Origin of the sequence: Leptospira stimsonii, from assembly GCF_003545885.1 — a bacterium.
Taxonomy (GTDB): Bacteria; Spirochaetota; Leptospiria; order Leptospirales; family Leptospiraceae; genus Leptospira; species Leptospira stimsonii.
This window is the reverse complement of the sequence record NZ_QHCT01000003.1, coordinates 167,423-191,350: the sequence shown is the minus strand read 5'-3', so window position 1 is coordinate 191,350 and position 23,928 is coordinate 167,423. Positions and strand designations below refer to the sequence as shown.

19 protein-coding genes are annotated in these 23,928 nt (G+C 44.0%); 5 read left to right on the top strand and 14 right to left on the bottom strand.

Annotation, left to right across the window (positions count from 1 at the left end; genetic code table 11):
* Positions 1-213: 213 nt before the first annotated feature.
* The 5 genes from DLM75_RS12185 to folD all read right to left on the bottom strand — a co-directional run bounded on the left by DLM75_RS12185 (position 214) and on the right by folD (position 5,484).
* Positions 214-1,359 carry an esterase/lipase family protein gene (locus DLM75_RS12185; RefSeq protein ID WP_118968784.1) on the bottom strand — a complete coding sequence of 382 codons (1,146 nt, stop codon included), beginning with the start codon at positions 1,357-1,359 and terminating at the stop codon, positions 214-216.
* Between the two features lie 125 nt (positions 1,360-1,484).
* Entirely contained in the window at positions 1,485-2,252 is a 768-nt protein-coding gene (gene rlmB, locus DLM75_RS12180) for a 23S rRNA (guanosine(2251)-2'-O)-methyltransferase RlmB (protein ID WP_118968783.1), read from the bottom strand.
* Positions 2,237-3,652 carry a cysteine--tRNA ligase gene (cysS, locus tag DLM75_RS12175; protein ID WP_118968782.1) on the bottom strand — a complete coding sequence of 472 codons (1,416 nt, stop codon included), beginning with the start codon at positions 3,650-3,652 and terminating at the stop codon, positions 2,237-2,239. The genes rlmB and cysS overlap by 16 nt, the downstream gene beginning before the upstream one ends.
* Positions 3,649-4,614, bottom strand: coding sequence for an acetylxylan esterase (locus DLM75_RS12170; protein WP_118968781.1), 966 nt, complete (start codon positions 4,612-4,614; stop codon positions 3,649-3,651). Before DLM75_RS12170 ends, cysS begins: the two co-directional genes overlap by 4 nt.
* A gap of 15 nt (positions 4,615-4,629) precedes the next feature.
* Positions 4,630-5,484: a bifunctional methylenetetrahydrofolate dehydrogenase/methenyltetrahydrofolate cyclohydrolase FolD gene (folD, locus tag DLM75_RS12165; RefSeq protein WP_118968780.1), complete on the bottom strand. Its 855-nt coding sequence runs from the start codon at positions 5,482-5,484 to the stop codon at positions 4,630-4,632.
* Between the two features lie 81 nt (positions 5,485-5,565).
* Between folD and asnS the strand changes: the two genes are divergently transcribed.
* Both asnS and DLM75_RS12155 read left to right on the top strand, forming a co-directional pair.
* On the top strand, positions 5,566-6,873 hold the full coding sequence (gene asnS, locus DLM75_RS12160) for an asparagine--tRNA ligase (RefSeq protein WP_118968779.1): 1,308 nt from the start codon (positions 5,566-5,568) through the stop codon (positions 6,871-6,873).
* A 121-nt stretch (positions 6,874-6,994) separates the two neighbouring features.
* On the top strand, positions 6,995-7,786 hold the full coding sequence (locus DLM75_RS12155) for a tetratricopeptide repeat protein (RefSeq protein ID WP_118968778.1): 792 nt from the start codon (positions 6,995-6,997) through the stop codon (positions 7,784-7,786).
* A gap of 329 nt (positions 7,787-8,115) precedes the next feature.
* Here DLM75_RS12155 and DLM75_RS12150 read toward each other — a convergent pair whose 3' ends face one another.
* Genes DLM75_RS12150 through DLM75_RS12140 form a run of 4 tightly spaced genes read right to left on the bottom strand, consistent with a single transcriptional unit; the run spans position 8,116 to position 12,709 of the window.
* Positions 8,116-8,982, bottom strand: a complete 867-nt coding sequence (locus DLM75_RS12150) for a hypothetical protein (protein WP_118968777.1) — start codon at positions 8,980-8,982, stop codon at positions 8,116-8,118.
* 36 nt (positions 8,983-9,018) lie between these two features.
* Complete coding sequence (locus tag DLM75_RS12145) at positions 9,019-10,995, bottom strand: ATP-dependent DNA helicase (protein WP_118968776.1); 1,977 nt, start codon at positions 10,993-10,995, stop codon at positions 9,019-9,021.
* A complete protein-coding gene (locus DLM75_RS24830) occupies positions 10,992-11,120 on the bottom strand; it encodes a hypothetical protein (protein ID WP_277738616.1) in 129 nt (42 codons plus the stop codon). The genes DLM75_RS12145 and DLM75_RS24830 overlap by 4 nt, the downstream gene beginning before the upstream one ends.
* Positions 11,117-12,709, bottom strand: a complete 1,593-nt coding sequence (locus DLM75_RS12140; protein WP_118968775.1) for a sodium:neurotransmitter symporter family protein — start codon at positions 12,707-12,709, stop codon at positions 11,117-11,119. Before DLM75_RS12140 ends, DLM75_RS24830 begins: the two co-directional genes overlap by 4 nt.
* A 478-nt stretch (positions 12,710-13,187) precedes the next feature.
* Between DLM75_RS12140 and clpB the strand changes: the two genes are divergently transcribed.
* Positions 13,188-15,764, top strand: coding sequence for an ATP-dependent chaperone ClpB (gene clpB / locus DLM75_RS12135; RefSeq protein ID WP_118968774.1), 2,577 nt, complete (start codon positions 13,188-13,190; stop codon positions 15,762-15,764).
* 14 nt (positions 15,765-15,778) lie between these two features.
* Here the strand turns inward: clpB and DLM75_RS24680 are convergent, their stop codons facing one another.
* Positions 15,779-17,422, bottom strand: a complete 1,644-nt coding sequence (locus DLM75_RS24680) for a helix-turn-helix domain-containing protein (protein WP_118968773.1) — start codon at positions 17,420-17,422, stop codon at positions 15,779-15,781.
* A gap of 567 nt (positions 17,423-17,989) precedes the next feature.
* Between DLM75_RS24680 and DLM75_RS12125 the strand changes: the two genes are divergently transcribed.
* Together DLM75_RS12125 and DLM75_RS12120 are read left to right on the top strand one after the other, a co-directional pair.
* Positions 17,990-20,083 (top strand): Lcl domain-containing protein, encoded by a 2,094-nt coding sequence (locus DLM75_RS12125; protein WP_118968772.1) that lies wholly within the window; start codon positions 17,990-17,992, stop codon positions 20,081-20,083.
* 16 nt (positions 20,084-20,099) lie between these two features.
* Positions 20,100-20,591 (top strand): Lcl C-terminal domain-containing protein, encoded by a 492-nt coding sequence (locus tag DLM75_RS12120; protein WP_158586470.1) that lies wholly within the window; start codon positions 20,100-20,102, stop codon positions 20,589-20,591.
* A gap of 65 nt (positions 20,592-20,656) precedes the next feature.
* On the opposite strand, the gene DLM75_RS12115 is transcribed toward DLM75_RS12120, so the two are convergent.
* The 4 genes from DLM75_RS12115 to DLM75_RS12100 form a co-directional block, all read right to left on the bottom strand.
* A complete protein-coding gene (locus tag DLM75_RS12115) occupies positions 20,657-21,064 on the bottom strand; it encodes a helix-turn-helix domain-containing protein (protein WP_069609247.1) in 408 nt (135 codons plus the stop codon).
* A gap of 358 nt (positions 21,065-21,422) precedes the next feature.
* Positions 21,423-22,901 carry an LIC12015 family putative lipoprotein gene (locus tag DLM75_RS12110; protein ID WP_118968770.1) on the bottom strand — a complete coding sequence of 493 codons (1,479 nt, stop codon included), beginning with the start codon at positions 22,899-22,901 and terminating at the stop codon, positions 21,423-21,425.
* Between the two features lie 18 nt (positions 22,902-22,919).
* The gene (locus DLM75_RS12105) at positions 22,920-23,270 is read right to left on the bottom strand and encodes a hypothetical protein (protein WP_118968769.1); all 351 of its coding nucleotides are present in this window, start codon (positions 23,268-23,270) and stop codon (positions 22,920-22,922) included.
* Positions 23,267-23,905, bottom strand: a complete 639-nt coding sequence (locus DLM75_RS12100; RefSeq protein ID WP_118968768.1) for a hypothetical protein — start codon at positions 23,903-23,905, stop codon at positions 23,267-23,269. The genes DLM75_RS12105 and DLM75_RS12100 overlap by 4 nt, the downstream gene beginning before the upstream one ends.
* Between the last annotated feature and the right edge of the window lie 23 nt (positions 23,906-23,928).

Here is a 23,928-nt window from a genome sequence, read left to right as displayed (position 1 = left end):
CGACGGCTTTGAAGTATTTTGCGTATCGAAGTCCCTCACCTGTAGTTCCTACGACTCTTCCGTGAAAGTCGCGCGCCCCACCCTGATTGGGTGGAGGAGGAGAGGCGGCGGGAAAAAAGTCGAAGGACTATCCTATATCACAAAAACTGAATTCTATCAAGGAAAAATCCCCGGCTTTCTTTGTAGGAACTCCGACGGCTTTTTTAGAAACTCCTAAAAAGCGTTGATCAGAGTGATTACTTCGTTGAAATACGTATTCCTCGCAGTATTATTCACGTGGTTCCGAAACGAAAGCTGAGCGTGATCAAAGTCTTTTGAGATCTGACGCCCACCCGGAAGTTTTGTGGACATCTTTCCACTTGTGGTAGTTACGATCCCATCGCTCTTATTCGCAAAACTCGGACTCCCGTTGCTTAAAAAAGTGCACCCGATCGTATAGATAGAATCGGAACCTGCATGACCGTTACAAACGCTCATCGCTCCGAAATATGCCGTTACCCTTCCATCTTTGGAAGAATCGGAGAGCAATCTTTCCAAATAGAGATTGAACGCTCCGTCGACATACTCGCTCGGAATTGGAACCGCGTAACTCGTTCCAAATGCGTTCGTATAGGCGAGATCCTTTCCTCCTTGCGTCCCTGTCATAAACCCGATCAGATCACCTAACGTTCCAAAGTTGCCCTGATAACTGGAAGAAGCAAAGGGAGAGCCTAAATAAGGTGTTCCAAGGGAAACAACAAAATCGATCACATCCTTGGTGTTATTCTGATGATATAGCGCGGACCTGCTCACAAGTCCTCCCATGGAATGCGCGAGAAGAATCACTTTATCTTCCGGAGAAAATACGGAGTTTAACTTATCGATAAACCTTCTTCCGTTGTTCTCCACATAATCGGAGGTTCTATACGTAAACGTATAGAGTTCGTAATTACTCTGTACTTGGGAAAGATTCTGGGAATACATTTCCAAAACTTCGTCCCAGGTTCCCCGAATATTGGAAACCTTTGTGAACTTGTCCGTCGGCGGATCGGAATTCTTCTCTTTAAAGTCCCAACCGTGAACCAGAACGATCTTCGGCTTTGCCTCTTTCAAATCCGGCGTTGCGACCGCAAACTGATCTGCGGAGATTTGAGATTTTAACAAAACCGGCGCCAGGGGGATGAATTTATAAAGCTCGTGATTTGTCTCCGACCAAAAAACGAAAGTAAGGGTGCCGAGAATTTCCTCTGCTAAACTCTTCTTTTTCGCAAGATTGAGTTTTTCCTTTAGTTTCTCCAGAGATAGATCGGAGCAGGAAGTAACAAAGACTAACGCAAAAAGAAGGGTGACGATTTGAAAATTTCTACGAGACGATTTCATTGGTCTCCATTGAGAATGGAAAAATAAAAAATGCAACAGTTAAATCGATCGGAAGTTTTACAAAATAGAATTAGAATCTCCTAAAGAAGTTTCGATTCTGAAATCCGAATCAAGAGACGGGAATGTCAGGGGGCTTTGCGATTTACGAGTCTATCTAAAACGACGCCGGTTGCGACCGTAACGTTCAAGGAAGAAAGGTTTCCGTGCATCGGGATTCTCAGGACAAAATCCGATTTTTCCAAAAGAATTCGTTTCACACCTTCGCCTTCATTTCCCATCAAGACGGCGAGTTCTTTCAGTTCGGGAAGTTTGGACCAATCTTCCGTTCCACGATCACTCGTCGAGACGATCCAGTATCCGTTTTCCTTTAGAAGTTCTAAGGTGTTTGCGAGATTCTTAACTGTGAAAATTTTTAAAAAGGAAAGGGCGCCCGAAGAAACTTTCTCCACTACCGGAGTGATTCCCGCAGATTCTCGATCGGGAAGAATGATGTTCTGAAACCCGAAACATTCGGCTGTTCTCAAAATATTTCCTAAATTGCCTGGATCTTGAATTCGATCCAAGATTAGAAACGCTCCCGGTTTGGAAGGAAGAATTGCCTCTAAATCCTTTTGATCCAAGGTAGATTCTTTACTCGAAACCTTAACTGCGACTAAGCCCTGGTGATTTCTCCCTGGAACAAGAGCGTCTAACTTAGAAACGGAAACCTTATGCACCTTCACGTAAGAAGGAAGTTTTTTAAGAATCTTATCCACGATCTCGGAGCCCGGATTCTCCTTAACAAATAACTCGGTGAAAGGAAAAGAATGTTCTCTCCCTTGATGAGCCTCTGTCAGTTCGATCAGAGTTCTCTTCCCAAAGATGTATTCTTGCCTAGCTATTTTCTCCTCCAGCGGAGTCCGTCTTTTGTGTCTTCGATCACGATTCCTTGCGCCAGAAGCTGATCTCGGATCGCGTCCGAGCGGGCAAAGTCCTTATTCTTTCTCGCGAGTTGTCTTTCTTCAATGAGAGAGTCGATTTCGGAATCGATCAGATCCTTTTTCGATTCGAACGAGAGAACGTCGAAAAGTCGATTGTAATATGCAAAAAGTTGAATCAACTCTTTTCTTTCACTGGAGGATATGGAACCCGAATCCAGTGCGGAATTGATGTTCTTAAGAGAATCAAAAACAACGGCTAAAACTTTCGCGATGTTGAGATCGTCGGCCAAGGATTCTTCGATTTCCTTTTTCCAAGTTAGAATCGAAGGAATTGTAAACGTAAAATCGGAAACGATCTCGGAATTCTGCTCCGTGTCCAAAAGGCGATCCAAACAATTCTGCATCTTTCGGATGCTCGTCGCGGATTCTTCCAGACGATCCGTGGAAAAATTCAATTTGGAACGATAGTGCGTCGAGATCAAAAGAAAACGGATTGTTCTCGGATCGATTCCCTTTTGGACAAGATCGCGTAACGTGTAAAAGTTTCCCTTGCTCTTGGACATCTTTTGTCCATCTACGAGAAGGTGTTCGGAATGAAGCCAGGTTCCTACAAACGTTTCTCCGGGAAAGGCTCCTTCGGATTGTGCGATCTCATTCTCATGATGCGGGAAGAGGAGGTCGACGCCGCCCGTATGAATGTCGACTCCGCTCTGATACACTTTTCGAATCATTGCAGAACATTCCAAATGCCAACCGGGACGTCCTGTACCGATTTCCGTGCTCCAAGACGCTTCGCCTTCCACCTTTGGACTTTTCCAAAGAACGAAATCTCTCACGTCTTCTTTTTCATATTCGTCCGTATCGTAACGGGTTCCGGTTTTCATTCCGGTTGTGTCGATCTTGCTGAGTTTTCCGTAATTCTCAAATTTCTGAATTGAAAAATATAGACTCTCATCCTTTTCGTAAACCAGACCCTGGCTCTTAAGTTTTTGAATGATCTCGATCATCTCCGGAATCGATTCCGTTGCTTTCGGGTAGTGTTCTAAGGTTTCCGCGTGAACGGTTTTTAGATCCTCGAAAAAAGCTTCCGTCCAGGGTTTTGTAAATTCCTGGATGCTCTTTTTGGATGCGATGGAATCACGGATGATCTTGTCGTCGATATCGGTGATGTTCATCGTCATCTCGACGCCGTATCCGAGAAGTTTTAAGGATCTCCGAAGAAAATCCACAAAGAGAAAGGCTCTCAGATTTCCGATGTGCGCGTAGTTATAGACCGTCGGTCCGCAGGAATAAACCGTCACACGTTTGGGATCGACGGGGGAGAATTTTTCTTTTTTGCCCGTAAGGGAATTGTGAAAATAAACTTCGATCATTCAGGAAAGAAGATTTCCCTCACAAATTCTAGATTGGCGCCGTTTTGTTTTTCGCCCTTGAGACCCGCCTCGTTTCCTTCGGTAGGATATACCTGCATTCTTTTGTCGCAGTTCATATGATTGAAAAGTGCAAAGATCGATTTCGGATGGGAAATCTTATCGTCGAGACCGACTGAGACCAAAGTCGGAATTTTTATCTTCTTAGAGAAGTTTAGACTATCATAATATGCTAAACTCTTTTTCATCGCGGTCTTTTTTGTTTTTGCGTTCGCGAGTTGAAGGTTGATTTCCTTCATCCAGCTTTTTTCGAGTTTAAGTTGTGTATCGTCAATATTACAGAAATTCGGAGTTTCTAAGATGAGACCCTTAACACGGTTCGTAAATGCCGCGCCAAAAACCGCAAGAGAAGCGCCCAAGGATTTTCCGGAAAGGATGATCTTTTCGCCGTCGATCCCGTCGGTAAGTCGTAAGAACTCGATGGCACGAATCACATCCAAATACAAACCTTTCATATAAAAAGAATCCTTTCCATCCAGACCTTTGGAAAAATATCCCGGGGTCCAATCCGGATCGGCGACTTCTCCCTCTTTCAATTGAGGTCGAACCAATTGGCTTCCGTGTCCCCTCAGATCGATGATGAGTTGTGCGACTCCGGTTTCCGTGAGTCCTTTGATGATGGCGGGTCTTTCATAACCATAGTCGTGAAAGTGAATGACAACGGGAAGATCCCCTCTCTTTCTCGGGATGACCAAGGTTCCCGTGATCGTGGCGTTTTGCCAGGATTGAAAGGAAACGTCGTAGATCGTTTCCTTGATAATGGATCCTTTGAGGAGAGCCTTCGATTGTTTTTTAATCGGAAAATTCTTTAAATCGCGGATCGCCTCGGACCAAAATTCATCAAGGTCTGCAGGGCTATGAAGCTCCGGATACGTCTGAAAGCATTCGTCAAAACTGATCGCCATCAGGAAACATCGTTTTCACTTTACCGGTGGTGTAAAGTGTTCTTTTGAGGAATAAAGAGTCTGTAAGAGTAATACTGCGATCGTCATCGGACCAACCCCTCCTGGAACCGGAGTATAATAAGAAGAATGGTCTTTGGCCTTGGAGATCTCGATATCTCCGACGTTTCCGGGATTGTAACCCGCGTCCAAAAGAACCGCTCCCTTTTTGATCCATTCGGCTTTGATAAATTCCGGCTTTCCGACCGCGCCGACTACGATATCCGCTTGTTTTACGATTTCCGGAAGATTTTGCGTTTTGGAATGGCAGAGAGTTACGGTTGCGTTCATCTCCGTAAGGAGCATCGCCATCGGTTTTCCTAAGATAGGAGAACGACCGACCACGACCGCGTTTTTCCCGGAAGGATTGATTCCGTATTCTTGCAATAAGAGAACCATTCCATACGGAGTACAAGGGAGATAGGTTTCCACGCCCATAGAGAGTTTTCCAAAGGAAAGGGTGGTCACACCGTCCACGTCTTTGCGAAGAGAAATCCGATCAAAGGCCGCTCTTTCGTCGATCTGCGGAGGAGACGGGTGTTGGAGAAGAATTCCATCCGTGTTCGGATCGGCGTTGAGTTTGTCGATGACCGCCAGTAATTCTTCCGTTGTCGTGTTGTCACCGAGACGAATCATTTCAGAACCCATTCCCACGGAATGACAGGCCTTGACTTTCATGGAAACGTAGGTTTCGGAAGCGGGGTTGTTTCCCACGAGGATGGTTGCAAGTTTGGGGATTCTTAAATTCTTTGCTTTCCGCTCTTCAATTTCGGTGCGGATTCCATCTCTGATTTTTTCGGAGAGTTTTTTTCCATCTAACAAAACCGGATTCATACTTCTCAGGATTTCCGAGCGGGCTTGTCTGTCAGGTAAAAAATATCCTTTCCGGTGAAACCGAAAGCGTAAAATGAGTCCATGTCCGAAACACAAGTCGTTAGCAATCATGAATTAGAAAAATACGTAGAACAGAAAGTTACGATCCCAGGTTGGGTTCACGGAATCCGGGGAAGTAACGCAAGGCAATTCCTCTCCTTAAGAAACAGCGGAAAGATCATCCAAGTCCTCGCTGAAAAAGAAATCTTGGGAGAAGAGTTGTTTCAGACCGTAAAACACCTCAGACAAGAAACCTCGGTCTCCGTAACGGGAAAGCTGGTTCGAAACGAAAAATCTCCGATCGGATTCGAACTCATCTTAGAATCGATTCAAGTCGTGGGAGAATCCGAAAATTATCCGATCACGCCCAAGGAACACGGAATCGATTTTCTGATATCGCAGAGACATCTTTGGTTGCGTTCTTCCAAACAACTCGCGATCCTTCGGGTGAGGGACAATCTTTCCTTTGCGATCCGCAAATACTTTCATGAGAGAAAATTTTTACTCATCGATACTCCGATTCTTACCGGGTCCGTGGGAGAAAGTGCGGGAACTCTTTTTTCGACCGAATACTTCGACTTAGGAAATGCGTATCTCGCTCAAACCGGACAACTCTATCTCGAGACCGCGATCTTTGCACACAACAAGGTCTTTTGTTTTGGTCCGACCTTTCGTGCGGAGAAGAGTAAGACAAGAAGACATCTCACGGAGTTTTGGATGGTCGAAGCCGAGGTTGCGTTCGCAGGACACAAAGAGAATCTCAAACTCCAGGAAGATTTTGTTAAGGCGATCATAAAGGACACGGTTCAGAATTCATTAGAAGATTTGAAAGTATTGGATCGAGATCCGGCTCCTTTACTCGCGTATTTGGAAAAGGAATTTCCAGTGATCGATTATACGAAGGCACTCGAAATTCTTCAATCCAAAGGAGAGGACATCGTTTGGGGGGATGATATCAATTCCGAACGGGAGCAGATGCTGACGACCGAGTTTGGTGGTCCCGTTTTTATCCAGAAATATCCGAGAGAAGCCAAGGCGTTTTATATGAAGGTGAATCCGGAAGATCCGAAGACCGTTCTAAACGCGGACCTCATCGCGCCGGATGGGGTGGGGGAAATCATCGGAGGTTCGGAAAGAGAAGAGAACTATGAGAATATTGTTCATCGACTGAAAGAGGAAAATCTTCCGGTCGAATCTTACGATTGGTATCTGGATCTGAGAAAATACGGCTCGGTTCCGCATTCCGGTTTCGGTCTCGGATCGGAACGGATGATCGCTTGGATCTGCGGGCTCCAACACGTAAGGGAATGTATTCCGTTTCCGAGGATGATGGAACGACTTTATCCTTGAAATGCGACCTGTCGAGCGACCCATAGGGAGCCGGGATGCTGAGTTCATGCGATCCTCCCGATTCACTTTTTTTTAAGCTGAATTCCCGGGGCCCAACCGATAAGGAAAATAGAGGTATCGTATGGGTCAGAATTTAGCAGTATCCAATTTCACTTCCATTGAAGAATCGGCTTGGGAATGTTTCGAAACGGGTTCCTATGAAGAAGTGATCGCGATTGCGAAGAAAAATCCGAGTCATGTATTTTTAAATCACCTGAGTGGAATTGCTGAGTTTGAATCCGGGGCAGAAACCGGGATCAATTACTTTCTAAAAGGATCCTCCGTTCTAAGCCCGCTCGTCGAAGCCTATCTTCTGAAGGAAGGCGGAAAACTCAGAGAAGCCGCGAAGAAGTTTCACGAGTATTTTCGTTCTTCTTCGGTTCCGGTCGCGTATTCCATTCTAAGGACCGGAATTCTGGCCAGTGAGGACGCGGTTGATTTCAAGACCGTATTGGATCTTCTGGCGATCTACAAAGGAAGATTTACAAACGATTACTTTTGTAAGACAGAATTCTTTGCAAATTATCATCTAAGAAAATACAAGGAAGCCGTACAGGTTTTTGCAGAAAATGCAAAACGACTCACGGGTGAGAGAGACGTTTTGGGTGCTCTTGGTTTGGCCTTGGTTCATCTAGGAAATTTTGAAGAAGCGAAGACGGTTCTTCAGAGAATTCCAGGATACGAAGAACTCCCTACTTTCGAAGAAAAAAAGAAAGAATTTTCCGAGAAGATCGCGAGTATTCCTAAGATGGAAGCGAAGAGAAAATCTCTTTCTTCTTCCGAGCTGATCGATCTGGGTTTTGCGTATCTTTTCTCCGAGAATTTCAAAAAAGCGGAAGAGGTTTTTAGCGAACTCGTGGCGGCACAAAGCTAAAAAAAAAAGGAGAGGAAAAACCTGAGGAGAATTTTTTTAGAGAAGAATCTCCGCGTCCGGTTTCCAAATTATTTTATCGTAGTTCCTACGACTCTTCCGTGAAGAGTCGCGCGCCCCACCCTGAATTGGGTGGAGGAGGCGGGTTCGCGGGAAAAAGTCGGGGGAAGCCCATCTCTATCAGAAAAATTGCATATTCGCAAGAAAAAATTCCATAGAATCGCTCTGTCGGAACTCCTACAAAGCCAAATTTTTACTCTTTACCGCGCGATCCCCTTTTCCTCTACGATTCGATTTTACGAACCAAAGTCCAAAGGGAAACGCGTTTTTCCTCATTTATCCTTTAAGATAATCACTCTACAATTCTTGAGTGCGCTCTTTGTTTTTGGGGAAGCTAACAATTTTCGCGCGTCTTCACTTGCGATCACGGGATTCACCGGATAATGTCCCGTAACGCCTAACGCAGTAACGAAGTAAGGTTTCATTCCCGCGATCGGTGAACGAAAGGCTTCTTCGGGAGTTTTCATATAACTCACGTAACCGTTTTTCACTGCGTTCTCTTTGGAGATGAAATAGGGAGAATAAAGGCTATTCCCTTCTTCCGAAAGAATTTCCGGAAAGAGCGCTGTTTCCATTTTAAGATGTCTTGCGTCCACGATCAGAGAAGTAAAATCGGCGGCCAGAGTCGGAGCCGGATATTCAGGAAAGGTTTCCGTTTCATACGGAAGAAAAACATAATTTAGAATTCCTCTTTTTCCCTTGAACAAGATCGTTCCTCTTGCGATCGCCTGATTCTCCACAAAATTCACCGTGCTCAAAATCGGTTCGATCTCATAGATCTGGTTGAAGATTTCTCGGAACATAGAATCTTCTTTGATCTTTTCTCTCAGAGTAAATTCCGAATCCAATTTCAGAGTATCGATCTTTCGAAAAAGATATTTCTTCAATTCTTCTTCCGCCGCGCTCGCGGCTTTTTTTCTCGCCTCGGTGAGATTTCTCGCCGTATTCTCCGATCCAAAATCGGGATCTTCCACAGAGTAGGTCAGTTTCGGAAGTTTGAATTTAAGAATTTTCTGAATTTCTCCTTTCTTCCAATGGATGACCGTGTCCGTGAAGTCTCTGGTCTCGAAAGAAAAGATCGTAAGAGTAGGAGTCAAAAGCAAAAGAACGAGTAAGAAGAATCGGATTTTAGAATTCATATTTCTGCACTGCATTGGATAGAATGGTTCTTCTATCTATTTCGGCAGATTGTTGAATTCTCTTCTTAAATCTTCTTGGTTCTGGACGAGTTTTGCCGGCGGAAGAGACTTCAAAAGGTCCTTTCCGTACGTTTTCGTAAAGACCCTCGGATCCAAAATTGTAACGATTCCCGTATCTGTTCCCGATCGAATGAGACGTCCGAATCCTTGTTTCAAAACGGTGCAAGCATAGGGAAGTTGAAGTTCCGCAAACGGATTTCCACCCGATTCCTTTAACTTCTCGCTTTTGGTTTCCAAAACAGGATCGTTCGGGACCTGAAACGGGAGTTTCGCGATGATCACCGACTTGAGTTTATCGCCCCGGATATCGATTCCCTGCCAAAACGTGGAGACCCCGAATAACACGCTGTTCGGTGTTTCCAAATACATCTTCTTGGCGCCGTCCGGTCCGAGATCGGATTGGGAAAAAAGCGGCAACTCCGTATAAGGACGAATCGCCTCGTAAACGAGTTTTAGCGATTTGAAAGAAGTGAAAAGAACGAACGTATTTCCTTCGGTCAGCTCGATCAACCAAAGAATCTGTTTTGCCAGATCTGCTTGGTATCCGTCTGGATCTCCGACTGGATCTCGGATTTCTTTCGGCACATAGAGTACGGCGTTTTTCTGATAGGGAAAGGGAGAAGGGACGACCATGCTCGCGGTCGGTAAGTCGCCGATCTTCTTCTTAAAGTATTTGAAATCGTTTCCGGCGGTGGAAAGAGTCGCTGAAGTAAAGACGATCGATTGCATTTTAGGCGCAAACAAGTCCTTGATGATCTTATCGGGACTCATCGGCTCCATGCAAATTTTGTAATAGATCTCTTTTGAATTCTGATCCGGAGGTTCGATCCAATAGACGAGTCCGGGATCCTCCGTCAAACGAAAAGACTCGAGACCAACCGCGATCTGTTCCATTCTTCCGGATAACATTTCCAAAACGAGAGAACTTTCCTTTTCGGTGATGTCTTCCGAATCCTTGGACAACTTGGAAAGGTGCTTCTGTAGAATCTCCGTAATTTCGGAAAGAATTCCGGCGAATACGCCTCGATCGAGTCTCAGAGGTTTTTTGATTCTCTGAGGACTGTAGAAATTCAAAGGAACTTCTCCCGAAAGCGCGTTGAAAAAAACGGTAAGTGCGTCTCCGGCTTTGGAAACTAAATTTTTCAATTCGTTCGAACCGATTTCACCTGCGACTCCTGCGTTCTTGGAAGGAAGCCAGATCTGTTGTAAAAGTTTTTGAATTTCCTGAGAACGGATCTCCTGACGAAAGGAAGAGCCGATGATATCCGGAAAGTTATGCGCCTCGTCTAAGATCACTCTGCTAAATTCTGGGAGAATATTGAAATCGCTCGCGATATGCGCCGCGAGGAGATGATGATTGACGATCAGAATATGAGAACGTTTCCACTTTTCCCTTTCTAAAAAATAATAAGAATGGGAAAAGTTCGGACAATTTCTCCCCAAACAGTTGTCCGCTTCTCTTGTTACCTTATTCCAAAAATCGTAGGAGGCGGTCCCCGTAAATTCCTGCTTTCTTCCGGACTCGGTGTTTCGGATCCATTGATTGAAAGAATCCAGATGAGGAATCATCTCCGGGCCGAAGGTCCCATCGCGCATAACGTGATTCATCTTTCGTTTGCAGACGTAGTTGGAAGCTCCCATCGCGACTTCCGCTCTTAAGTCCACTCCGAGGATTCTCGAAACCATCGGAATGTCCTTTAACAAAAGTTGTTGTTGAAGCGACTTCGTTTCCGTGGAAATGATGACGGGTTCTTCTCTTTCCATAGAATTCAAGGCGGCAGGAATCAAATAAGCGAGGGATTTTCCGACACCCGTTCCCGCTTCCGCGATGAGATGTTTGCCCGAGGAAAGGGCTTCCTCGATTCTCTGGGAGAGTTGGATCTGCCCCGACCTAGGTTCGAAATCGTCCCAGATCGTGGAAAGTTTTTCAAAATACTCAGATGTTCGGTTCAATGGTTTCTGGTTCTAAAAAGTTTATAAATACAAAAAAGGGAAAGTCCCGTTACTAAAAGTAAGGAAAGGGACATGATCAACGTCCCTTGAAGATTTAGACCCGTAAGTTGTGCAAGAAGAATCATTCCGCTTTCAAACTCCTTTCCTTATAGATCAAAGCGTAGTGAACGAGAAGGACGATCAAACTGAAGACGATTAAAATTCCGAAAAACACGGAACGAGAAATAAGGGCTCCCATTCTCGCAATTTCCACGGACGTTCCTTTTGCGATCGCCTTTGCAACCATTGCGTCCACGCTCATTCTTTCAAAATAGCTCGGAAGATTCTGAAACAAAAATGCGACAAAGACGACGAGGAGAAACGCGGGGGTGATGTATTGAATCACAAACCAGAAGAATTTCGGAAGTTCCAGATGAGAACCTTCGTTGCCGTCTTCGAGTCCTTTTTTTGCGCCGACTTTCCAACCGAATAAGAAAATTTGAATACTCGCGAGAATAAAAATCAAGACCGTTCCGATCCAAAAGTCTGCGAGTTCCAAGGCCTGAAAGTTTTGGTTGAAGTAGAGAATCGGAAAACAAAGGCTACCGGTAAAAACGAAGAGGATGATACTGGAAACCTGTCTCTTGAGACCGAAGGATTCTTCCAAGAAGATGATTCCAGGCTGGAGCATCGTAACCGAAGAAGTGATGGCCGCCAGAAAAAGGACAAAGAACCAGATCGCACCGAAAAACTGACCGCCGGGCATCATGGAGAAGACAGAAGGAAGCGCGATAAAGCCCATTCCGAACGTTCCGAATTCGCTGATAGAACCGCCTAAGAAGAGATAGGCGACGGGGATCGTGATCATACCGCCGATCGCAACTTCTACGAATTCGTTTAATGAAGCGGCGGAAAGGGAAGAAAGAACGACGTCGTTATCCCGTTTGAGGTAACTCGAAAAAACGAGAGCGATTCCAAAACCCGCGGAGAGTGTAAAAAAGATCTGGCCTGCCGCCGCGATCCAAACCTCGGATCGAAGAAGCGCGGACCAATCCGGATTCCACATTTTACCAAGACCAAGGTCGATATTGTCTAACGTAAGCACTCGAACCAAAATGACTGCGGAGGAAACTAACATCAGAGGAACCGCTATCTTTGCAAAGGATTCGATCCCTTTGGAAATTCCCCGATAGACGAGCGCGAAGTTTAACGCAAAGCAGGCGAGAGTCGCGTAAAAAATTTTACCGGAAATCGCGTCCCCGTTCTGACGAGCCCCCGTCAGATCCAAGAAATAACTTCCTGCGGCCTTGATGATTTCCGGTTGAGGAGTTTGACCGTTCGTGTTAAATTGAATCTGACCGGTTAAAAATTCGAAGGAGTAGGCGAGGCACCATGCCTCAATAAAAACGTAATATACATAGATGAGAATGGGAACGGTAACGCCGATGGCACCGACGATTCTTAAGGGAAAACCCGAGAGAAAACTTTTGAAGAGGAAGGGGGCGCTATGACCGGTTCGACCGCCCATTCTCCCCATGATCCACTCGGTGATACAAACAGGAATACCGACCAGAATAAAGCTGATAATATAAGGAACCATAAAGGCTCCTCCGCCGTTTGCGACCGCTTGTCCTGGGAAACGAATGAAATTTCCGAGACCGATCGCTCCGCTCGCGACGGTAAGAATAAGTCCGGTTCTGGATTTCCAGCTTTCTTTTGGAGGTTCCTTGCTCATGCTCTTGGTTCTTGCAAAACGTACGCCAAACCTCCCAATGTCAAAAGAAAAGCGGAGATTTCGATAAAAAAGGGGACATAAGAAGGAAAGGGCTGGATTGTTTGTGTGGTCGAAACCGTACCATTGATAAATGTCAATATGGCAGAAAAAATTGATATTCTGACAAGGAACCCAGTCTAAAAGGAAAAGAAGTGTAGAAGACCCGTGCGGATCTGAGACCTATCCGGGAATATCCCGAATTTCAAGATCCGCTCGTCGGAGAAACGACGATCTTCCGTGAAAAGTCGCGCGCCCCACCCTGATCTTGGGTGGTGGGGTGTGGTGGTGGGAAAACTCGGTAGATTTTCTCTATCAGAGAAAATACCTTTTTGCAAGCGCAAAGTTTCCCTGTCGGAGTTCCTCCAAAACAAAAAGGTTCGGATCTTGCAGAATCCGTTTTCTCACTTTTAGATAAGGAATCGTCAAAAGGAAGAATTCGATGAAATTAGATAAGCTAACAACAAAACTCAATGAAGCCCTGAAAGACGCGCAGTCTCTGACTGAAAATTCGAAAAATCCGGAAATTAGCGAAGAACATATCATCCGAGAAGTCGTCGGTCAATCGGACGGACTGGCTCCTCTTTTGATTTCGAAGCTCGGTCTGAATCCGACTGCATTCTTAAAAAAGGCCGAAGAATCCGTGCAAAAACTTCCGAAGGTAGGAGGCGCTCAGGCGGACGTAGGATTTTCCAGATCCGCGGTAGCGCTTTTGAAAGCCGCGGATGACTTAAGAAAAGAACTCAAAGACGAGTATTTATCCACCGATCATATTCTTCTCGGACTTATGAAGAATGGGACCGGACCTCTCAAAGAGGAATTTCTCCGACTCGGATTAGAATATTCTAAATTACTCAAAATCACTTTGGAAAATCGAAAAGGAAAAACCATCATGGACGATTCACCGGAAAGCAAGACGGACGCACTTGCGAAATATGCAAAAAATCTAAATGAGTTATCCAAACAAGGAAAACTCGATCCCGTAATAGGAAGGGATGAAGAAATTCGAAGAACCATCCAAGTTCTTTCGAGAAGAACGAAAAACAATCCGGTTCTTATCGGAGAACCAGGTGTGGGAAAAACCGCGATCGTAGAAGGTCTTGCAAATAAGATCGTACAAGGAGAAGTTCCGGAAGGTATCCAGAATAAGATCATCTATACGTTAGATCTCGGTTCTATGATCGCTGGGGCGAAATACAGAGGAGAATTCGAAGATCGTTTGAAGGCGCTCCTGGACGAAGTAAAGGCGAGTGACGGAGAAGTGATCCTTTTCATTGACGAGATTCATACTCTCGTAGGTGCCGGCGCGACCGAAGGAGCATTAGATGCTTCTAATATGCTCAAACCGATGCTTGCTCGAGGAGAATTACGGTGTATCGGAGCGACAACTCTCAAAGAATACCAGAAGTATATCGAAAAGGACGCGGCCTTAGAAAGAAGATTTCAGCCGGTTATGGTAAAGGAACCGTCCGTGGAAGAGACCGTAACGATTCTTCGCGGACTCAAAGGTCGCTACGAATTGCATCATGGGATTCGTATCACCGATTCCGCATTGATCGCGGCGGCAACACTTTCGAACCGTTATATCACGGATCGTTTTCTTCCCGACAAAGCGGTGGATCTTATCGACGAAGCTTCTTCCAAGATGAGAATCGAGATCGATTCCATGCCGGAGGAATTGGATCGCGCGAGCAAGCGGATACAATCGCTCAAAATCGAAAGAGAAGCCTTAAAAAAGGAACAAGACACCGCTTCCAAAGATCGTCTGAAGAATTTGGAGAAAGAACTCTCCGAGCACGAACAAAACTTCCAGACTTTGAAAGCGAGATGGGATTTGGAAAAAACAAAAATCTCCCGATTGAAACAAATCAAGGAAGAGATTGAAAAATACAAAAACCTCGAGGCCGAAGCAGAAAGAAGAGGGGAAATCAATCGAGTCGCTGAGATTCGTTACGGAAAACTCGTGGATCTTCAAAAAGAATTCGAGGTCGCAAACGAAGAATTGAAAAAACAGTCCGCGACCTCCAGGCTTCTCAAGGAAGAAGTCTCGGAAGAGGATATCGCAAACATCGTCTCGCGTTGGACCGGAATTCCCGTTTCCAAGATGTTACAAGGAGAAAGGGCGAAACTTCTTTTGATGGAGGATGCTCTCAAAGCGAAAGTGATCGGCCAAGACCACGCGCTCAAACTTGTCTCCGAAGCCGTACAAAGATCCCGGGCAGGAATAGCGGATCCGAACCGTCCCATCGGAACCTTTTTGTTCCTCGGACCAACCGGAGTCGGAAAGACGGAAACGGCAAAGGCCCTCGCTGAATTCATGTTCGACGATCCGAACGCGATGCACCGAATTGATATGAGCGAATATATGGAAGCTCATTCCGTCGCAAGGCTGATCGGAGCTCCGCCCGGTTACGTAGGTTACGATGAAGGCGGACAACTCACAGAAGCAGTGAGAAGAAGACCGTATTCTTTGATTCTCTTTGATGAGATCGAAAAAGCCAATCCTGAGGTTTTTAACATATTCTTACAAATCCTGGATGAAGGACGTCTGACCGACGGAAAGGGGCGTAACGTAGATTTTAAGAACACGTTGATCATTCTCACTTCCAATATCGGATCGGATATCCTAGGTTCCGCCGAATACACATCGGAAGAGAAAGAAAGGCTCGTGGAACAAAGATTGAAAAAACAATTCAAACCGGAGTTCTTAAACCGACTCGACGAAGTGATTCTCTTCCATTCGATTACGGATTCCGTGATCCATAAGATCGCGGAAATTCAGTTGGAAATTCTAAAACAAAAGGCGAAAGAAAACGGCCTCAACGTAGAGTTTACGAAAGACTTGAAAGACTACGTCTCCAAAGCCGGCTTCGATCCGGAATACGGAGCGAGACCGCTGAAGAGACTAATCCAAAGGGAAGTCGGAAACGTGCTCAGCCGTTATATCCTGGATGGAAAATTCTCCGAAGGACAAAAAGTGAACGTAGATTATAAGAACTCGAAAGTCACCATAATCTAAACTAGAATCGGTCCTTAAGTCGTTCTTCGTTCTCCGATTTCGGGAACGAGAGGCGACTTAGGGGCTTCCTTTTTTAAAACCAGATTTCTCAAATCCTTGGGAGAATAACCCGTAAAACGAATACAGGCTTTGTGAAATGCAGAATAGGAATTGAATCCGCATTCTAAACCGATATCGATTAAATTTTTGTTCGCTTCTTCTAAAATTAGCAGTTTTGCTTCTTCAATCCGTTTTTGATTGATAAAATCCGTAAAACTTGTGTTCCGATATTGATTCAGATACAATGACGCTTGATGCAACGAAATGCCCAAGTAAGCCGAAAGATCAGGTAGGCGAAGCTCTTCGTCCAAGAAACGTTTTTCTTCCAAAAAGAAAATCAGCCTCTTTTCGATTCGTGCCAGTTGTTCTTCCTTTAACAGACCTTTGTGGTTGGAAGAATCGACTATTTTTTGAGTGCCTTCTTTCTGAATCAGAATCACGCTTCCTTTTCTTTTGCGCAATTTTTGTTCGATTTCGGGAACGAGAGGCGACTTAGGGGCTTCTTTCTTCAAAACCAGATTTCTCAGATCCTTAGGAGAATAACCTGTAAAACGAATACAGGCCCTATGAAACGGAGAATAAGAATTGAATCCGCAAGCTAATCCGATATCGATTAGATTTTTGTTTGTTTCTTCCAAAATCAGTCGCTTTGCTTCCTCAATTCGTTTTTGATTGATAAAATCCGTAAAACTCGTTTTCCGATATTGATTCAGATACAATGACGCGTGATGTAATGAAATGCCCAAGAAAGCCGAAAGATCTGGAAGGCGAAGCTCTTCGTCCAAGAAGCGTTTTTCTTCCATAAAAAAAATCAGCCTCTCTTCAATTCGCGCAAGTTGTTCTTCCTTTAACAATCCCTTGTGATTGGAAGAATCAATTATTTTTCGATTGCCTTCTTTCTGAATTAGAGTCGCGCTTCCTTCCCTTTCGAACAATCGTTCTTCGGTCGAAAGAGAATTCAGTGTTTTCTTATCGGCGATTACAGTGGTATAGATTTCGAGCAAATTTAAGTAAACGAGCAGAAGAGCCGGGATTAGGCTCGGTATCAAATGATAACGAAGATCGCTTTTTAAAATGGCGATCGTATCTAAAGCAAGAGCGAAGGTCATAAATAATGACAACACTATTAGTTGATAATATTTTTTTGGAAATCTCCTTGTGTGAATCGAAGTCGTAATTTCCGCAAATGTATAGGAGGTGATCGCAATACTGATTAAATTTCCGGCTATCTTAAGGGTAACCTCGTCGCGAAAAATGAAAGAAAGAACAAGGTTAATCGTAAACGTGAACAGGAGGTTGATTCCCACGTCGTTATTACGGAGTTCTAAACTGATCGATTTGCGCATCAAAGACCTACACATCAAACAAGAATAGATGATCAGGCCGTAGAAGGGGAGAGACCAATCGTAATGGATACCGGTATCGGACTCAAGAAGATAAAAAACGCTGTCTCCGCCTATATAAAGGAAGAGGCTACCTATACAAATGAAAGTAATTCCGTAGAATACGTTCATTCGGTTCTTTTTGAACCGAGATAGCTTCCAGAGGCCGATCAAAAATCCGAAGTAAATTCCAAGTTGGTTTAGGTGAATGATAACTTTATCAAAATCAAAAATCATAACTTTCCATAATGCATTCTTTCAAAGTGTTTCGCTCAAATTGCTTTTGGAATTCCAAGGGAAATCGAATCAAATAATATATTAACAATCTTATTATAAAACGAGTCTATGGTTCTATAGGTTATGCAAGTGTCGTACGTTTTTCGTTTCATTGATTGAAAACAACTTGTTTGAGGTGAGTTTAAATTTGCAATTAATTTACCACCAACTGGCAGTTCGATTATATAAATAGGTTGTTGCTTTTGTTAGAATTATAATTCAGTAAATTTGATCGCGTATAGAAGTTTTGTCTTATTGAAAGTCTTTCCTGAAAACGATAAATTGCTTTAAAGAATTTTTCCATGCATTCGTAACTAAAAAAGGAAATAATAAATTTCGAACATGAAGTTTGATGATTCGTCTTTTAAGCTGAAATTTCACGGGCGAACGATTCCTAGTGAAAGTGGAAATAAACTTCGATTAACAATTTATTTGAGATTTTTTGCGTTTAAAATTTTTCCTTTTTATAATCCAAGAAGAATCAGTACAAACTTTGCTGTATGATTGCGTTCTTTTGGGGGCCAAACTATGGGGCGGAATCATTGGAATTTTACGCGCAAACAAGACAAAGTAGGTTTGTTTGCTCTTTTGCTCTGTTTTCTCTTTCTTTCCTGCTTAAAAGATGCGGATACGAATCGATTCAAATTCTATTATTTGCCAACGTCCCTTTCGAATATTTCAAATCCATTTGTCACCAATGACAATGCCTCAAATTCTCCGAATTTAACGTTCGCGGGTGGTAAGAGTTTCTACAACGGGATTTATTATGCTTCTTCCATGACTTCCGCACAAAAAGGGTTCAATATCAATCTTACCTTTGCGAACCTCTTCGACGGCACGGAGCTCCGTGTTTGTTTGAATGATCCCGGATGTCAAGCAAGCCCGCCCTTATACAGCGTTGTGCTTGCTTCCGGAGTATCCAACTTAGATCTCAATTTGCCGATTCCGGGAACATATCCGGTAAATATCGGAGGAAATTCTTTGAACGTTGCCTTGATTAAGAATTCTCAAATGATAAGTCAGAAATCCAGTTCATTGATCTACGATAATTCTCCCCCAACTCTGAGTTTATCTGTTTCCGGTGGGACCTACACTTCCATACAGACAATCAGTGTAACGTGTACGGATTCGATTTCCGGTTGTAAGGATTTGATCTATTCAATCAATGGATCGGATCCTACCCTCTCACTTCTTACGGATTTTGATCCCTTGCAAATTGTGTTCGGAGCTGTTTTTCCAACCTCTCTTGGAATTGGGAGTGGAACGAGCACCCTTAAAATTCTCGCTTCGGATCGAGCGGGAAATTTAGTAGGACCACTTTCTGCAACTTACACCGTCAATTTGCCGTTGACCCCGGCGCCTTCCGTGACTCTCAATTCGATTCAGAATGGAATCACGAACGCAAGTTCTTCCACTTCGATCAATTGGACTTCGGATTCCTCGGGGGATTTCTATATTGTTCCTTCTGCGACGGATTGTTTGAGCGTCACTCCCGGAGTCACGATTGCCGCCGGGACCTTGGCGAGTCCCGGGACACAGGATACAGTGGTTCCCGACGGTTCTTTTTTGGAAGGAAGTAATTCTTTCAAGCTTTGCTTGCTGGATGCGTCCAATCAGGCAGGGAGTTTTAATTTTGATATTACTTTGGATACGGCGGCTCCTACGCTCGCGTCCACCTCACCGATCAATGGAGCAGTAGACACAGACGTTTTCAATCGAGACCTGATTCTTACATTTAGCGAGACCATGCAACCCGGCACTTCGATTGAGGTGCACGCATTGGTTACCTACGGAAGCGGTGGAGGTTTAACAACGGTAGAATTGGTTCTTCCTTCAAGCGTGCAAGTTCAATGGATTTCCGGGACGGTCGTAAAGATCGACTTGGATTCGATTCTTCCTGAATTCAGTTCGGTTAATGTAAAGATCCTTGCGGCCGGCTTTAAAGACGTGGCGGGAAACGTTCTGACCGGGGATGCAACCGGTTATTTTTATTTTTCTTTTGCGACAGGAGGAATGGTGGCTCTGAGAAACATCATCGATTCCAACCAGCCGGACTGTTATGATTCTGGAGGCGCGGGAATCGCGTGTAGTGGAACCGGGCAGGACGGTGCGTTCTCGGCGACTCCTTCTCTCCAATCCATTTCAATTCCTCTCTTTCTGAGCGGTTTTACAAACGATCCGGTGAGTGTAGATTCGACAAGCGGCCTTACTTGGAGAAGTTGTGTGCAAGGGATGGAATGGAACGGGACCACTTGCGCGGGAACTCCTACTGAGGTAAATTGGTCGAGTGCATTATCCAGTTGTAGTTCCTTAAATGAAAGAAATACCAAACAAGGTTATGCGGGATTAAAAGCGTGGAGGCTCGCTACTATGGACGACCTGAATTCATTGATTACCTTTCCATCCGCGACATCCGGTTATACTTTTTTCGCACCTGCGAGTTTTCCAAATTTCCCAAGTAACGCCTCCAATCAAAGATATTGGAGCGCTACGACGAATCGAGTGAACAGCCTCTATGCGTTCGTGATTCGAAGTTTCGGAGCGAGAGTCTTCATTAACAACAAGAATATTTCAAACGACGGCTATTCTTACTACGCTCTTTGCGTAAATGGAAATCCTTGAACGGAGGCAAACACTCATGAAATTGAAACGAATCATTTTATCCGGTATTTTTTTGGGGATTCTCTCCTTGAACGCGTATACAGGTCCTTTCACAAACATCGGCGATGGGACGGTCTTGGATCAAAAAAGCGGTTTGGTCTGGCAGAGATGTGGATTTGGTCAAGGAAGCGTAGGAGATTCCTACACGGATTGTAGTGCGGGGACTGCAAATCTGGTTTCTTGGACAGCCGCACTCACATATTGTAATACCCTAAATTTGGCTGGAGTCGGCGGATGGAGGCTTCCTTCCGTAAAAGAACTGGTTTCTTTGGTGGATTATTCGAAGACGGCCTCTCCATTTATAAATCAGACATTTTTCCCGAATTCAGCAGATTCGTATTGGACTTCGACGACTCATCCTTCGAGTGGAGGATTTAAAAACCAAGCATACCAAGTGGTTTTTACTAGCGGAACGTATGACACCTTTGATAAGACGAGTTCGCTCGTTCGGGTTCGTTGCGTTCGTTGAGAAGTGAGTGTACGCAAAAAAGGGAAGCGACTGCTTCCCTTTCTCTTTAGGAACTTAACCCTTTTTTAATATTCAACTTTTTGAAGGAAGAGTTCTTCTTTTTTCATTTTTAAGGCTTTGGACGCGAGGTTTTTAAAATCTTCAGGCGGTTCTAAAAGTCCGAGTTCTACTTTGGAAAGAAACGGAGTGGATACCTTCAATTTTTTCGCCATATCGTATTGTTTAATTCCCAATTCTCTTCGTTTTGCCCAGAGTCGGTTGGTGAGCCCTTCGGTAAATTCAGGATATACATCCTCAACTACTTGCTCGTTAAACAATTTATCAAGAGTGGTTTTCAAATATTTTGCACAGGAAATTTTGAACTTCTCTGTAGGATCCTGGCTTCCTGTTTCGATTTTAGAAAGGTAACTAGGAGATACTCCAAGCGCTCTTGCCATATCGTATTGTTTTATACCCCGTTTTTTTCGGAGCATGTAGATGTGGTTTTTCATTCAATTCCCCTCTCAATGAACCAACGTAATTTTATAAGACAAAAATTCAAGAAAAAATTTCCAACACTCTTGCCACAAGAATTCATTATCTATGTTAAATAAGCCAAAATGATTATAGTAATTAACTATAAATTAGGAGAAAAAAAATGAGGCTCTTGATTCGTTTTGGAAATAAATTATAGCCAAAGGAGGGGAATGGAAAAGAGACTCGTATGATTCCGGAATTATGATTTAGGAGTTTAGTGAAGGGAGCGAAAGTATTTTGCGATCGTAGAAAAATTCGGATTTAGAAATCGCGGGGAAAAACCCGGTGAAACATTCACCGGGTAAAGTTGGCTGATTAGATTTGGCCGGCTTTCAGACTTTCCGAAGCAATTTTGAATTCGTTTTCCGATTTCAACTTGGAAAGATAATCCTGAAAAACGGATTGTTTTTTCGATTCTATGAGTTCCTGTTTGATTCGATCCCTAACTTTTCCAAAATCTTCCGGAAGTCTTTCGTTCGGATTGGATGGAGAAGGTTTCGAATAAGCATAGAGTTTTCCCGCTTCATATGTATCTCTGATTTCTTTTTCCGTTACGTCGATGTTAGCATCGGTGGAACGATTGCGAATGAGCATAAAAAGAACGGATCTTCCGAGTAGAGGGAGCGTCTTCTTAAATTCTTTCGTTTCCTTCAGACCTTGCACTTCCTTCGACTCCGCGGAGATTCGGATCGGAAGGTAAATCTGGGTGTAAAAAGAAAGCTGGTCGTTTTTCTCTTCTTCCGGATTTGCTTTTCGTTTTTGAAGAATCGGCGCGATCTTATTAAACTCGACGAGAAGATCTTTGAATAAGAATTTATTTCCTGCTTTGTCTTCGAAAAGTACAGTCTCCGGTTTTAATCCCTTTATAAATTCCGGAGTGAGATCAACGATCTTGAGTCCGCTCTGAACGCGGAGAGAATCCATTTCCTTTTTCCAAGCTTCTTTTAGAAAACGGTTCCCGTAGTGTTCTGCAGTTTGGTTCGCCTTTTCGTTTACTGCCAATTCGGAGTAGAAAGCGGCTTCTCGTTTTTCTTCTTCAGTGATGCCTTCTTTGCTCACATATTTGGTTGCAAGTGATTTGAGTTTTTCCAGTTCGTTTTGGAAGAACTTATCAATTTTTTTCGGATAAATTCTTTCGATTCTTTCCACTCTCAGAATATAATAATTTCCTTGTGCTTCTTTGAGAATGAAGGTTCCTTTTTTCTCAGCGGCTTCCTTTAAAATCGCCGTGAAAGGATCGTCTCCACAATTGATACAATGTGGTTCCAATCTTCCACCTACCGCTTTTCTCTGAACTTCGTTGGTGTTCTTCGCGATAAATTCTGCGATTTCCTTATCGGATTTTATCGCGGAAATTTCCTGAAGAATCGAATTCGCTTTCACCGCCGCGTCCGGCGCCGCTTTTAAGAAGAGGATTCTTCCGAAAGCCAATTCCAACATTCCGGAACTGAGAAGTTTTTCGGAGAATTGTTTTCTGTAATCGTTAAAAAGAATCTGAGGTTCTACGAATCCCATGATTCTCGCGTATTCGTCTTTTGTGACTACGTTTGTCGTGTTGTTTTGCGCTTCCGCGATTTTTTGAATGCCGAGTTCTTCGACGATCTTTGCCTGAGTTGCGATCGACGCGTTATTCGCATCGGGTTCGACTCCGCGAAGTTTATAATAGGCTCTCAATTCTTCTCTGGTTACGGTTCCATTCTTAAAGGAGGCGAGAACATCGGAGTCCCTGCTACAATTGGCCGCAAACAGTACGATTAGAGTAAGGATAGTTAGAGATAGGGTCTTTTTTTTCATGAAGTTGTGTCTTGAGTCTTAGTATTTGTGAATTGTTTTACGGGTTGGAAGAGATTGTCGATCCGGGATTTCCACGGAAATTTCTCGGGTCAGATTTTTTTCTCGGGAGCTGTATAAATTCTTCATCTCAGCCGGTGATTTTCCGGAGTTCTTTACTTGGCCCGTCTTTCCGGGTTCTTCCTTTATCTTAAGCGAAAGAATCTCGTTTTTTCCGGCTTCTAAATTGGCCATTTCTTTCTGAATGGAATCCTTCAGAATTCCGGAATAGTCTCGGTCCGAGGAAATTCTCTCCTGAATTTTTCCCAATTCAAGTATGTCTCGGTCCACTTCTTCAATCTTACGAAAAAGATGTGCTACCTTTACCTTCATACTTCAATCCCATCGTTGATCTTTTTTGATTCTACGTCGGTTTGCAAGAATGAAAATAAAAGAAAATACGAAAAATTCAATATTCCTTGAGACGGGTGGATGAGCAAGATCGTGAGAATCAAAAAAAGAAAGAGCACCGTTTTTGCACCCGATTCTCCTGTGCGAAAATAGAGAAATGCCAAGACGAGACTGAGGATTCCCGTTTTTAGAACGTAGAAGAAGCTGAGCGTCGTCCAGTTCTCGGAATCCCCTTGGTACCAGATTCGAAAGATCGCGATGAGGAAGAGAGAAACCGGGAGAACTTGTTTTCTGAGAATTCGGATCGAATCCGGATTTGAATCGTAAATTCGAACCTTTCCGCTTCTTTGGAGCCTTCCATCCTCTTTGAGCGCGAGGATTCCCGAGCAGTGGATACAGATCAGGTCTAAGATGTCCCCGGCGGTGGATCCGTCTAACCCCGAAATTGCGAGAAGGACGAGAGTGAATATGCCCGGAAGTTCGAGATTCCGAGGAGAATCTTCGATTCCTTTTCTTCGGTAGAATAAGATCGCAAATCCCAAGACGACGGCGCCCGGAGAGAGGAATGAGTAGGATCTCAAAATCAGAAATAGGATCGCTAAGAGGTGAAAAACCATTTGTCGTAGGGAAGAAACGCTTA